We start from the raw sequence: 12,699 nt of genomic DNA, 5'->3' as shown, positions 1-12,699 counted from the left end.
CCCGGCGGACCGAGGAGGATTCGTGACCACCGATCCCGAGCTGCGCGCCCCGCTCCCGGCGGAGCGTCGGGCCCATCTGCTCGCCGCCCTCGACCGCGACGGGGTGGTGCGCGTGGCCGACGTGTCGCGCGCCCTCGGCGTGACGCCCGTGACCGTGCGACGCGACATCACGCAGCTCGAGCAGGAGGGGCGGCTCGTGCGGGTGCACGGTGGCGCCGTGCCCGCCGAGGCCTCCGCCGCCCGCGACGGCGGCGTGCCGGTTCCTCCGCCGACCTCGCAGGCCATCGGCGTGCTCGTGCCCTCGCTCGACTACTACTGGCCCGGCGTGGTGCGCGGGATGGAGGCCGAGGCGCGGGAGCGCGGGCTGCGGGTCGTCCTGCGCGGCTCCTCGTACGCGGCGACGGACGAGCGGCCCGCCCTGGAGCGGCTCGCGGGGGCGGACGGCGTCAGCGGGCTGATCCTCGCCCCGCGCACCGACGGCGCCCGCGGCGGGGAGATCGCCCAATGGCTGCGGGCGTGCGGGCTCCCCCACGTGCTCGTCGAGCGCGAGGCCACCCTCCCGCAGCACCGCGAGGCGCTCGAGTCCGTCGTCTCCGACCACGCCCTCGGCGCGCTCATGGCCGTGCACCACCTCGCCGACCTCGGGCACCGCAGGGTGGGCCTCGTGCTCTCCCGCGAGTCGCCGACCTCGCGCAAGATCGCCGCGGGCTGGAGCGCGGCGTGCGCCGAGCTCGGGCTGTCGAGCCAGGAGCACTTCGAGCGGCTCGCGCCCGACCGGCGCACGCCCGAGTTCCCGGGGGTCGTGACGGAGGTCGTTGACACCGCCGTCGCCTCGGGGACGACGGCGCTGCTGGTGCACTCCGACCCCGAGGCGTCCGCGGTCGTCCAGGAGGCGATGGACCGCGGGCTCTCCGTGCCCGGCGACCTCTCGGTGCTGTCCTACGACGACGAGGTCGCCGGACTGTTCAGCCCGGCGCTCACCGCGGTGCAGCCGCCCCGCGCGGCCGTCGGGCGGGCCGCCGTCGACCTGCTGGTCAAGCGGCTCGCGGACCCCGGGCGGCCCGTGCACCGCACGGCGATCAGCCCGCGCCTCGTGGTGCGGGAGTCGACGGGGCCGGTCCGCCCGGTCACCTCAGGAGGCCGTTGACCTGCTCGTTCACCTCCGTGAGCGTGGAGACGTCGCGGTCGCCGATGTAGATCTCGTCCATCATCGGCGTCATGAGGGCGTCGATCGCGCCGAACTCCTCGGTCACGGGGAAGAAGAACGTCTGCTTCTTCTCCACGAGGTCCGTGAACACGGAGGCGTCCAGCCCCCGCTCCTCGAACGCCTCGACCGCCGCCTCCGTCCCGGCCGGCCGGGCGGGGAAGACCACGCCCGCCTCCCCCACGATCCGCTGGCAGTCGTCCGACCCGAGGAACGCCACCCACCGGGCCGCCTCCTCGGGGTCCGGGGACTGGGCGCTGATCGAGTCGGCCAACCCGTTGTACATCGACACCGGGTGCCCGACGGGCCCGCTGGGCGGGGGCGCGATACCCAGGTCCACGCCCTCCAGGTTGGCGTAGGTGCCCAGCATCCAGGAGCCGTTCGCCGAGATCGCCGCGCGGCCCGAGCCGAGGGCCTGCTGCGGGTTGGGCTCCGTGCCGACCTCCTCGTACGGCGCCATGTACCCCTTCTCCACCAGGCCGAACAGCCACTTCAGCGACGCCTGCACGCGCGGGTCGTCGAAGTGGTACTCGGTGCCCCACACGTCCTTGTCGGTGAACGTCCAACCGGTGGCGCCGGCCAGCCACGACCACGTCGTCTGGCCGGACATGCCACCCGACCCGTTCGAGGCCAGGCCGTACACGGCGACGCGGTCGGGGTCGAAGCCCTCCTCGTCGCCGCGGACCCCGTTCTCGTCCACGGTGAGGTGGGCGATCACCTTCTCGAAGCTGCCGCCGTCCTCCGGGTTCCAGTCGAGGTCCTGGAGGTCCTCGGGGCTCAGCCCGGCCTCGGTGACCGCGTTCGTGTCGTAGAACAGCGCGACGGTGTCGAAGTCCTTGGGCATCCCGTACTGGCTGCCGTCCTGACCCACCCACAGGTCCGGCAGGCCCTCCTGGAACTCGCCGTAGTCGACGTCGGCCGTCGCCTCGAGGGTGTTCAGGTCGCGCAGCAGCCCGCGCTGCGCGAAGCCGGGGTACTGGGTGAGGTGGTCGGTGAAGACGTCCGGCCCGGCGCCGGCCACGAACCCCGCCGTGAGCTTGCGCCAGTAGTCGTTCCAGCCGTACTGGCTGATCCGCACCTGCAGGTCCGGGTTCCGCCGCTCGAACTCGTCCGCGCAGCGCTGGTAGGCGGGCAGCTGGTTGGCGTCCCACAGCCAGTAGTCCAGGACGACGGAGTCCTCCGAGGCCGCGGCGGTGCCCGGCCCGGCACAGCCGGCCAGGGCGAGGGTGCCCGCGGCGAGCGCCGCGGCCAGGGATGCGGTGATACGACGTGCGTGGTGCACGGTGGGCCTCCTCACTTGATCCCGCTGAAGCCGATGGAGTTGACGATCCGCCGCGCGAACACGAGGAAGAGCAGGATCATCGGCAGCGCGGCCACGAGGGTCGCGGCCATCAGCCCGGCCCAGTCCGGTCCCGTCTGCGGCGTCTGCGCGTTGAAGTTCCCCAGGGCCACGGTGAGCACCCGGGAGTCGTCGGTGTACGAGACCATCAGCGGCCAGAAGTAGTCGTTCCACGACCCGATGTAGGTGAGGATCGAGATCGTCGCGATCGGCCCCACCGACATCGGGATGATGATCGCGAAGAACACCCGGACCTTGCTGGCGCCGTCGATCAGCGCGGCCTCCTCCACCTCGGTGGAGACGTTCATGAAGAACTGCCGCAGGAAGAAGATCGCGAACGGCGTCATGAACAGCCCCGGCAGCATGATGCCGAGCAGCGTGTCGACGAGCCCCAGCTCGCGCACCAGGAGGAAGTTCGGCAGCAGGGTGAAGATCACCGGCACCATCAGCGACAGCAGGAAGACGCCGAAGACGACGTTGCGCCCCCGCCAGCGCAACCGGGAGAACGCGTACGCGGCCATCGCGGAGAAGAACACCTGGCAGGCGGTGACGACCGTGGCCACCACCACCGAGTTGCGCAGGTAGAGCCAGAAGTCGATGGAGGCCCCCGACCCGCCCTGGGCGATCGCCTCCTCCGTGCTCTGCAGGCCGAACACGCGCTCGAACCCGCCCCAGCTGAAGTCGACCGGCAGCAGGGAGGTCGAGTTCGCGTACAGGGCGCCGTTGCTGGACAGCGCCGTCCGGAGCATCCAGTAGAAGGGGAACAGCGTGACGAGCAGCAGCAGGATCATCACCGCCCAGGCCAGCACCCGGCCGGGGCTGACCCGACGCCGACGACGGCGCGGGGGCGCCGCGCGCGGCGTGTCGGGCGCGGGGACGGTCGTGGGTGCGGCGGGTGCCGTCGTGGTCTCGGTCATGGTCGCCGCCTCCTAGTTCAGGTCCGTCTGGCCGGCCCGCGTCATGCGGTACTGGAAGAAGGTGACGACCACCAGGATCAGCAGCATGGCCACGCTCAGCGCGGACGCGTAGCCGAAGTCGAACTGCCCGAACGCCTTGTCGTAGATGTAGAGCTGCAGCACCCGGCTGGCGTCCACGGGGCCGCCGTTGGTGGTGACCGCCACGGTGTCGAACACCTGGAACGAGCCGATCACCGAGATGATCAGCACCAGGCCGAGGATCGGGCGCAGCAGCGGCAACGTGATCCCGAAGAACGTCCGCACCTCCGACGCGCCGTCCACCCGGGCCGCCTCGTACGTCGTGGGCGGGATGGCCTGCAGGCCCGCGAAGATCAGCAGCGCCGTGTAGCCCATGTGCCGCCACACGTTGACCACCGCGATGGTGGGGATGGCCCAGGCCTCGGAGGTGAAGAACCCGATCCGGTCGAGGCCCACCCACTCGAGCACCTGGTTCCCGATGCCCAGCTGGTAGTCGAGGATCCACAGGAACACGAGGGCCGCGACCACGTTCGAGACGAGGTACGGCGCGAGGACCAGCGACCGCAGCAGCGTGGACCGGCTGAGCCGCTGCATCAGCACCGCGATGACCAGCGCCACGACCGTCTGCAGGCCGATGTTGATCACCACGTACAGCAGCGTGACCCGCACGGCGTTCCAGAACACGGGGTCGGCCGCCATGGCGCGGTAGTTCTCCAGGCCGACGAACTCGGCCGGGCTGAGCAGGTCCCAGGACGTGAAGCTCAGCCAGATGCCGCGGACCAGCGGCCAGAAGTAGAACGCGACCAGGCCGATGCTGGCCGGCAGGATGAAGAGCAGGGCGAGCCGGGTGTCGTCCCGGCGGCCCACCCGTCCCGGGGCTCGGACGGACGGTGAAGCCATCAGATTCCTCCTTGCGTCGTTGCAAGCAGTGCTCGGCCGGTGCCGTGGGGTGCGGCCCGGCGTCGTCGACGACGCCGGGCCGGTGGTGCTCAGTCGCGCTCGGGGCGGCTGCCGAAGTCCGGCACGGCCAGACGCTCGCCGCCGGCCAGCGCGGAGGCGTGCGCCACGATCCCGGGTGCGGTGAACCGGGCGGCGAGCCAGGCGTCCACCGGCGCGTGCTCGCCGGTGACCACGGCACGCACGAAGTCGTCCGCGAGGAAGTGGTGCGAGCCCTCGTGGCCGTTCGGGGCCTCGGCGTAGGCGGCGGGCAGGCGCGTCCGGTCGTGCACGGGCGTGGACCCGGAGGTGAACGCCTCCCGCAGCGCCGGGTCGACGTCGGCGAGGTCGGCGTCGTCGGCCGCGCCGCGGACCGGGACGAAGTCCGCCGAGACGTCGGTCGACGCCTCCTTGTCGTTCCACACGCTCTGGTGCGCGAGCTGCTCGAAGCTCGCCTCCGTGCCGAAGAAGCGGAACCGGGACTCGCGGATGTGCGACGGGTAGCCCACCCGGCGCATCTCGTTGGTGCGCATCGCCCCGCCGTCGGCCAGCTCGAACAGCGCCGTCGCGTTGGAGAAGCTGTTGCCGAACTGGCTGATCTCCCGGTCGAAGACGCCGTCGCCGCGCCGGTCCTCGACGCCGATGCAGCTCACGCTGACGGCGTGGGTGGGCAGCGCGCCGAGCACCCCGCCGATGGCGTGCGTCGGGTAGAGCATGGGCGGGTAGCTCGCGGTGGCCTTCCAGTTCTCGCCGCCGCTGTACTGGTAGGCGGCGTAGAACCCGAGGTCCATGTCGTGCACGTAGTCGCCCTCGGCGTAGAACACCTGGCCGAGCGCGCCCTCGCGGACCTTCTCCCGGATGAACACCGTCGCGGGGTTGTAGTAGCTGGTCTCGCCCATCATGTAGGTGAGCCCGGTGCGCTCGACGGCGGCGATGATCGCCTCGATGTCGGTGATCTCGGTGGCCATCGGCACGGCCGAGTACACGTGCTTGCCGGCCTCCAGCGCGGCCAGCACGAGCGGCGCGTGCGTCCAGCGCTGCGTGAAGATCGCGACCGCGTCGACGTCGGAGTCGAGCATCTCCTCGAAGCTGTCGACGACGCTCGCGCGCTCGTAGCGGTCCGCGAGCGACTTCGCCCGCTCTGGCACCAGGTCGGTGATCGTGAGGCGGTCGACGTTCGGGTGCAGGTCCCAGAGCGTCGCGAAGCTCCGCGAGAACTGGCCGGCACCGACGATGCCGATGCTGATCGAGCCGGCGTCCGCGGCGAGCGGGGCCGTGGGGTCGAGAGGCAGTGCGGACAACGGTTCCTCCTGGGTGGTGGGACAGGTCTGCGTGCGTGCTGGGGTCAGGGTCGGCCGGGCGGGTCGACGAGCATCCACTGGCAGGCGACGACGGCGGCGCCGCGGGCCCACTCGTCGAACCCGGACGAGAAGGGCGTCACCGAGGGCGGGGTCGCGTGCGGGTCGAGGTGCTCGGAGATCGCCGCCTCCATGGCGGGGCGCGCGTGGGCGAGCATGTCCAGGCCGTCGCCGGCGAGGATCACGGCCGGCAGCCCGAGGATGTTGACGAGCTGGGCGACGAGCACGCCCAGGGCGTGGCCGGCGTCGGCGAAGACGCGCAGCGCGACGGCGTCGCCGGCGTCCGCGAGCGCGAGCGCCGTGGGCAGGTCGACGTCCGACCGCCCGAGCGGCACGCCGATGCCGTGGGTGATGGCCGCGGTGGTGAGGAACGCGGAGGCGCAGCCCCGGTGGCCGCGAGGGCACGACGGTCCGGAGTCGGAGACGCGGTGGTGCCCGAGCATGCCCGCGCGGCCGGTCGGCCCTGCGAGCACCGTGTCACCGAGCACGATCCCCAGGCCCACCCCGACGCCGACGGTCACGACGGCGAAGTCGCTGGTGCCGCGCCCCGCCCCGGCCCACTGCACCCCGGCGGTCAGGGCCCGCGCGTCCCCGCTCAGGACGGTGGGGATTCCGGTGGCCTCCTCGAGGATCGGCCCCAGCGGCACGTCGTCCCAGCCGAGGTACACGTTGCCGCGCACGGTGTCGTCGAACCGGGACATCTGCCCCGCCACCCCGACGCCGATCGCCTGGATGTCGACCGACCGCCCGAGTTCGTTCACCAGGTCAAGAATCTGGGCCACCACGGTGTCCTGCTCGACGTCGGCGAGGGCACGGTGCCCGGTCGCCTCCACGAGCCCGGCGGCATCCGTCCGGACCGCGTAGACCTCGTCCGAGGTGACCTTGACGCCGATGAACCTGTGCCGCGCGGCGTCGAGCACCAGGGGTGCGCCGGGGCGGCCGCGGCTCTCGCCGAGGGGCGCCGCGTCCTCGGTGATCAGGCCCGTGGCCAGCAGCGGCTGCGTGATCTTGGTGATGCTCGCCGGCGACCGCTCCAGGCGCCGCGCGAGCTCGGCCCGCGACAGGGGCCCGGCCAGCAGCAGGGCACGCACCACCGCCCGGGCGGACGGCCCGAGCGAACCGAGGCGGGGAACATCTGCGCGGCGCTGCACCCGGACACTCTCGCGCCCATTCCTTCACCCTGTCAATGAATGAGTGCCAGCGTGTCGGCGCGAGCCGCGGCGCGGCGCGCGCGACCTGCGTCCGCACCTCCGCCACGATGGGCCCGGCATGTGCGGGACGGCGCCTCCGCCGAGGCCCGACCGCCCGCCGGGACCAAGGAGAACCGCTGATGTCCTTCCAGGCCTACCTCGACACCGTCGAGACGAAGACCGGCCTCACCCCGCGCCAGCTCGTGGAGGCCGCGGCGGAGCAGGGGTTCGGACCGGAGAGCCGGACCACGCCCGTCGTCGCGTGGCTCAAGGAGACGTACGGGATCGGGCACGGGCACGCCCAGGCGGTGGCGCACGTGATCGTCAAGGGCGACCGGATCAGCTCCAAGCACGTCGGCACGACCGGCTCGCACCGCGACGCGAGCGACCGCCTGTGGCTCGACGGCAAGGACTCCCGTCCCGCGGACTGGTGACGGTCAGCCGGCGAGCGCCACGAGCCGCTCCGTCGCGACGCACGACACCAGGCAGCGCTCCTTGCCGTCGCCGAGGAGCCGCGCGGTCCACGTCGTGAGGCCGCCGTCGCCGAGCTCGGGCTCGTCGTCGGTCGCGACCCGCAGGGCGACGCCGGCGTAGTAGGCGCGGCCGCGCTCGCGGGCGGCGTCCTCGACCACGGGGACGACGTCGTCGCGGACGGCCGGCAGCACCGTGTCGGCCACGCGCTCCGCCACCGCGCCGTCGTCCCAGACGGTCAGGACGATCCGCGGCCGGCGGTGCGGGACCGTCGCGCCGAGCAGCCGCTGCCATGCGCGCACGTGCGTGACCAGCAGGCCGGCCTCGGTGCGCGCTGACGCCGACGCGCGGGCGCTCGAGACCAGCACGAGCAGGCGGAAGTGCGCCGCCGCGCCGGGGCCGAAGACCTGCGCGCGCAGCTGGCGCTGGATCGCGGCGACGTGGACCGCCTCGTCGCGGGGCCGCGCCGACCGGCGGTCCGCGGCCTCGACGGCGAGCACGTTGCTGGAGTCGCTCACCACCTCGGTGAGCCGGGTCGTCGTGACGACGCGGTGCTGGCTCACGCCGCCCAGCGCCGCGGCCGTCGCGAGCGGCGCGACCGGCGCCGGCTCGACGGCGTCGAACTCGGCCGGCAGCTCCGCCCACAGGCGGGCCTCCAGCGGCCACAGGCGGCGCGGGTCGAGGGCGGACGGCCGCACCATCCGGTCATGGCGCCACTGCGCGAGGACGTCGGCGGGCCGGGTGGCGGCTGCGCGGGCGGCCGCGACGTCGAGCAGCAGCGAGCGCAGGTCGGCGCCCGGCAGGCCGCCCTCGAGCAGCGGCCTCGCCGCGTCCGGCAGCCGGCGCCACACCCGGTCGGCGGGGCGCGTCCGGTCGTCGGTGGCCATCTGGTGCGTCGTCGGCCGTGGTCAGTCGCCCGGCCACTCCCCCGTCCAGCGCTCGAACGCCCGGGCGCCGCCGCGGTCGATCGCCGCCTTCACGACGGCGAAGATCGCGCCCTGCAGCAGCGACGCGAGCAGGATCTCCCGCAACCGGTACTCGGACTGCAGCGGGCCGGGCGCGTCGTCCGGGTGCCCGGGCGCCACCCGCTTGTAGACCTGCTTGAAGACCTGCCCCGCCACGATTCCGCCGACGATCGAGCTGACGATCCCCACCGGCCGGTACAGGATCTTGGCGGCCTTGCCGCCCGACCTCTCGGTCCGGACCACGTCGTTGTCCTCGCTCATGTCCCGACGCTAGGCCGGGCGCGGCGTTCCCGCACGGACGGCACGGGCCGGACAGCCCTCGGCCATACCAGCTCGTGATCGTTTCGTGACATTCCACCCACCGGTGCGGTACGTTCCTCCGGGCCGGTGGTTCAGGCAGCAAGAGAGGTCGCATGGCACCCCACGTTCACAGGAGCACCGCGCGCCGCGGCGTGCTCGCTCCGTCCGTCGTCTCCACGCGGGCCGCGCGATGACGCAGACCCAGCCCGCGCCGGCCCCCGCCACCCGCACCTACCCGAGCCGGCGCGACCCCGGCCGCGGCGGGCGCAGCCGCCCGGTCGACGCCCGCCGGCACGTCCCGGAGCCCGTCCGCGACGCCGGTCCGGCCCGCGCGCAGGCGCCCGCCGCTCCCCCGGCCCCCGTCGCTCCGGCGACCTTCGCCGCTCCCCCGGCCACGGTCGCCCCCGCCGTCGTGCACACGCACGTGTTCGACCCGGTCCGCCCTGCGGCGGGCCACGCCACGACCACCAGCGTGGAGGGGCGCACCGAGAACCGCGCCGAGCGACGTCCGGCGCGCAAGCCGGCACGCAAGGGCCGCGTGCCCGGCCGGCTGGCGGGCCTCGGCGTGGGGCTGACCGTCGCCGTCGCCACCACGACGACGCTCACCGCGATCGCACCGCAGGCCTCCGCCCCGGAGCCGGACGACCAGCCCACGACGACGGGCTCGCTCGAGGCGATCACGGCCGCAGCGGCCGCCGCCGTCGACGACCGCGACGGCGCGGCCTCCCGCAGCGGCGCGCGCGCCGGCGTCGCGCAGGCCTCGACCCTGAAGCAGGCCGCGGCCGGCGTGACGGTCCAGGTGTCCGACAAGGCGAAGATGTCGGTCGAGAAGCTCGACCGGGGCGAGATCGAGGGGCCGCCGCCCGTGCTGCCGGGCTGCGACGGCGTCGCCGCCGGGAGCGGCTCCAACGGGCAGATCCCCTCCAGCGAGCTGTGCACGCTGTGGGACGGACGCACCCAGGTGCGCGCCGACGCGGCCGTCGCGCTCGCCGAGCTGAACGAGGCCTACAAGGCCGCGTGGGGCGAGTCCATGTGCATCACGGACGGCTTCCGCAGCTACGCCCAGCAGGTCGCGACGAAGGCCGCCAAGGGATACCTCGCGGCCCGGCCCGGCACCTCGAACCACGGCTGGGGCCTCGCGATCGACATCTGCCCCGAGACGTACTCCGGCTCCCGGTGGGACTGGCTCGCCGCGAACGCCCCCGCCTACGGCTGGGACAACCCCAACTGGGCCCGCCCCGGCGGCTCCAAGTACGAGCCGTGGCACTGGGAGTACACCGCGGGCGTCACGCAGATGGGCGGCTACTGACCGGTCCTCCCGACCGACCCGCGGTGGTCGCCCGCCCGGTGCGGTCCTAGCCTGGCGTGCGACGCACGGCGTGCGGCGGAGGGTGGCGGACGGTGACCGAGAGCGACAGCGCGAGCGCGCGGCGCCGCCTGGTGCGCGTGCGGCTCCCGAGGTTCTCGCTGCGCCGCCGCTCCCTCGAGGCGCAGCCCGTGGTGGACGCCGCGTCCGAGCGGCTGCAGGAGTTCCTGGTGCTGCTCGGCGGCGCGCTGCTCACGGTCGGGACGGCGGCCACGGACATCCAGCACACGCTCAAGCGGGTGGCCGTCGCGCTCGGGTCGCCGCGGACCGCGCTGTTCGTCTTCCCCACGCTGATCCTCATCCGGATGCCGGGCGACACCGAGACCCGGTTCGACGTCGCGGAGTCGGCGGGCGGCGAGGTGCGGTTCGACCGGGCCGCGCAGGTCTACGCCGTCGTGGACGACGCCGTCGCGGGCCGCATCGACGCGGACGAGGGCGTCGTCCGGATGCAGGAGATCCGGGACGCGCACCCGCGCTTCCCGGGGTGGGTGCGCACGGCCGGGCACGGGCTGGCCGCGGCCGGGCTCGGGCTCGTGCTGCTCGGCGGCAACCCGCTCAGCCTCCTCTACGCCTTCGTGCTGGGCCTGGCGGTGGGGGCGGTCAAGCTCACCGTGCGGCCCGGCACGTACGCCGCGACCCTGCTGCCTGTGGTCACGGCGTTCGTGCTCGCGCTGCTCGTGTTCGGGCTGGCGGACACCGAGGTCGTGAGCGAGCCCCTGCAGGTGCTGGTGCCCCCGCTGGTCACGCTGCTGCCCGGCGCCGCCCTCACGACCGGGGTCCAGGAGCTCGCCGCCGGCGACATGGTGGCCGGGTCCAGCCGCCTCGTCTCCGGCATGGCGCAGCTGCTGTTCCTCGCCTTCGGGATCCTCGCGGCGCTGGCGATCACCGACGTGCCGAGCTCGGCCGCCCTCGCCTCCTCCCCGAGCTCGCTCGGTGCGATCCAGCCGTGGGTCGGCGTCCTGCTCTTCTCGGCGGGAATCTTCCTCTACCACTGCGGGCCGCCCCGGTCCCTGTTCTTCCTCACCGTCGTCCTGCTCGTGGCCTACGGCGGGCAGCTCGTGGGCGCGACGCTGACCAACGGCGTCTACAGCGGCTTCCTCGGCGCGGCCGCGCTGACGCTGTGCGCCTACCTGGTGCAGACCGTCCGGGGCGCGCCGCCCGCCGTGGTCTGCTTCCTGCCGGCGTTCTGGCTGCTGGTGCCCGGGGCGACCGGGCTGATCGGGCTCACCCAGACCGCCGGGGGCGCGCCCGTCGCCGCGGCCAGCCTGCCCACCATCGCCGGGTCGATCGTCGCCATCGCGCTCGGCGTCCTCGTCGGGACGGCGCTGTACCGGCAGATCTACACGATCGCCCCGGCGCGGTGGCGCCTGCGCCCCACCTGACGGTCGTCGCGGCCGGTCAGAGCAGGAGGAGGTCGAGGGCCGCGAGCGCCACGAGCACCGTGACCAGCCGCTCGAAGAGCTGCTGGTCCACGTGCCCGATGACGCGCCGGCCGACCCAGGTCCCGACCAGCACGACGGGCGCGAGGACGGCCCACAGTGCCACGGTGTCCGCGTGCACGATCCCCACGCCGACGGCGACCGGCAGCTTGATGACGTTCACCGTGAAGAAGAACCACGCCGTCGTGCCGAGGAACCGCCACTTCTCGTACCGCGCGGCCAGCAGGTAGAGGCTCATCGGCGGGCCGCCGGCGTTCGCGACCATCGTCGTGAAGCCGGCCAGCCCGCCGTAGCCGAGGGTGGCGGCGCGGGTGTCCACGCGCAGCCGGTCCCGCCAGAGGTTGAGCACCAGCAGCGCCAGCAGGATGCCGCCGATCGTGCGCTTCATGACGTCGTCGCTGACGACGTTCAGGAAGAGCGCGCCGAGCGCCACGCCCACCAGCACCGGCGCGAGCAGCCGGCCGATGACCCGGAAGTCCGCGTGCTTGCGGTAGGCCCAGATCGCGACGAGGTCGCCCGTGAGCAGCAGGAGCAGCACCGCGCCGGTGGAGTCCTTCGCCGGGACGACCAGCGCCATCAGCGCCGCCGCGATCATGCCGAGCCCGCCCAGCGCCGTCTTCGAGAAGCCGACGAGCAGCGCGACGACGACGGCGACGGCCCAGCCCGTCCACGGCAGTCCGGCGATCAGCGGGGCGGGTTCGAGCACCCGGGCAGCGTAGTCGTCGCCGCGGGGCGCGGCCGTCAGTCGAGGATCGCGTCGGCCTCCACCTCGACGAGCACGTCGGGCTCGAAGAGCATGGAGACGCCGATCGCCGAGAGCGGTGGCAGCGGGTCGGGCAGCCCGAGCTCCTCGGCGACCTGCGCGATGCCGGCCAGGAACTCGGGGTACTTCTCGGGCTGCCAGTCGGTCACGAAGAAGCGCAGGCGCACGACGTCGGCGAACGTCGCGCCCGCGCCGGCGAGGCCGCGCGCGGTGTTGCGGAGCGCGGCCGCGAGCTGGCCGGCGAGGTCGCCGGGGGCGAGGGGCCTGCCCTCCCCGTCCCGCGCGATCTGGCCGGCGACGTGCACGTGCGTGCCGCCCGTGGCGACGGAGACGTGGTGGTACGGGACCGGCTGGAACATGCCGTCGGGGGTGCGGAGCTCGACCGTCATGGGGTTCCCTTCGTCGGACTGTCTGGTATCGCATGGATACCTGG

The 12,699-nt window shown here is 73.7% G+C and carries 13 protein-coding genes; 4 read left to right on the top strand and 9 right to left on the bottom strand.

All coding sequences use genetic code 11. The annotated features are described in order from the left end of the window. Positions 1-22 precede the first annotated feature (22 nt). Positions 23-1,147 (top strand): LacI family DNA-binding transcriptional regulator, encoded by a 1,125-nt coding sequence (locus tag AAG589_RS19180; RefSeq protein ID WP_430568891.1) that lies wholly within the window; start codon positions 23-25, stop codon positions 1,145-1,147. Here the strand turns inward: AAG589_RS19180 and AAG589_RS19175 are convergent. From AAG589_RS19175 to AAG589_RS19155, 5 genes are all read right to left on the bottom strand, one after another. After that, positions 1,128-2,486 carry an ABC transporter substrate-binding protein gene (locus tag AAG589_RS19175; RefSeq protein ID WP_430568890.1) on the bottom strand — a complete coding sequence of 453 codons (1,359 nt, stop codon included), beginning with the start codon at positions 2,484-2,486 and terminating at the stop codon, positions 1,128-1,130. The two genes, AAG589_RS19180 and AAG589_RS19175, sit on opposite strands and share 20 nt — an antisense overlap. A gap of 11 nt (positions 2,487-2,497) precedes the next feature. Continuing rightward, positions 2,498-3,460 (bottom strand): carbohydrate ABC transporter permease, encoded by a 963-nt coding sequence (locus AAG589_RS19170; protein WP_430568889.1) that lies wholly within the window; start codon positions 3,458-3,460, stop codon positions 2,498-2,500. Positions 3,461-3,472: 12 nt separating this feature from the next. Beyond that, entirely contained in the window at positions 3,473-4,378 is a 906-nt protein-coding gene (locus tag AAG589_RS19165) for a carbohydrate ABC transporter permease (RefSeq protein WP_430568888.1), read from the bottom strand. A gap of 89 nt (positions 4,379-4,467) precedes the next feature. Next, a complete protein-coding gene (locus tag AAG589_RS19160) occupies positions 4,468-5,715 on the bottom strand; it encodes a Gfo/Idh/MocA family protein (protein ID WP_430568887.1) in 1,248 nt (415 codons plus the stop codon). Between the two features lie 44 nt (positions 5,716-5,759). Next, entirely contained in the window at positions 5,760-6,923 is a 1,164-nt protein-coding gene (locus AAG589_RS19155) for an ROK family transcriptional regulator (RefSeq protein ID WP_430568886.1), read from the bottom strand. A gap of 179 nt (positions 6,924-7,102) precedes the next feature. Between AAG589_RS19155 and AAG589_RS19150 the strand changes: the two genes are divergently transcribed. After that, positions 7,103-7,396 carry a DUF4287 domain-containing protein gene (locus tag AAG589_RS19150; protein ID WP_430568885.1) on the top strand — a complete coding sequence of 98 codons (294 nt, stop codon included), beginning with the start codon at positions 7,103-7,105 and terminating at the stop codon, positions 7,394-7,396. Between the two features lie 3 nt (positions 7,397-7,399). Here AAG589_RS19150 and AAG589_RS19145 read toward each other — a convergent pair whose 3' ends face one another. Next, complete coding sequence (locus tag AAG589_RS19145; RefSeq protein WP_430568884.1) at positions 7,400-8,320, bottom strand: hypothetical protein; 921 nt, start codon at positions 8,318-8,320, stop codon at positions 7,400-7,402. 21 nt (positions 8,321-8,341) lie between these two features. After that, complete coding sequence (locus AAG589_RS19140; RefSeq protein ID WP_430568883.1) at positions 8,342-8,659, bottom strand: DUF4235 domain-containing protein; 318 nt, start codon at positions 8,657-8,659, stop codon at positions 8,342-8,344. A gap of 229 nt (positions 8,660-8,888) precedes the next feature. Here AAG589_RS19140 and AAG589_RS19135 point away from each other — a divergent pair, with 229 nt between their 5' ends. Next, on the top strand, positions 8,889-10,007 hold the full coding sequence (locus AAG589_RS19135) for a M15 family metallopeptidase (protein WP_430568882.1): 1,119 nt from the start codon (positions 8,889-8,891) through the stop codon (positions 10,005-10,007). A 92-nt stretch (positions 10,008-10,099) separates the two neighbouring features. Beyond that, on the top strand, positions 10,100-11,446 hold the full coding sequence (locus AAG589_RS19130; protein ID WP_430568881.1) for a threonine/serine ThrE exporter family protein: 1,347 nt from the start codon (positions 10,100-10,102) through the stop codon (positions 11,444-11,446). Positions 11,447-11,462: 16 nt separating this feature from the next. Here the strand turns inward: AAG589_RS19130 and AAG589_RS19125 are convergent, their stop codons facing one another. Together AAG589_RS19125 and AAG589_RS19120 are read right to left on the bottom strand one after the other, a co-directional pair. Further along, complete coding sequence (locus AAG589_RS19125) at positions 11,463-12,209, bottom strand: sulfite exporter TauE/SafE family protein (protein ID WP_430568880.1); 747 nt, start codon at positions 12,207-12,209, stop codon at positions 11,463-11,465. A gap of 35 nt (positions 12,210-12,244) precedes the next feature. After that, positions 12,245-12,655, bottom strand: coding sequence for a Rid family hydrolase (locus AAG589_RS19120; protein WP_430568879.1), 411 nt, complete (start codon positions 12,653-12,655; stop codon positions 12,245-12,247). Positions 12,656-12,699 lie beyond the last annotated feature (44 nt).

Source organism: Isoptericola sp. F-RaC21 (assembly GCF_038593535.1).
GTDB lineage: Bacteria > Actinomycetota > Actinomycetes > Actinomycetales > Cellulomonadaceae > Isoptericola.
Note: the sequence above shows the minus strand (reverse complement) of the source record. Positions and strands in the feature narration are given on the sequence as shown.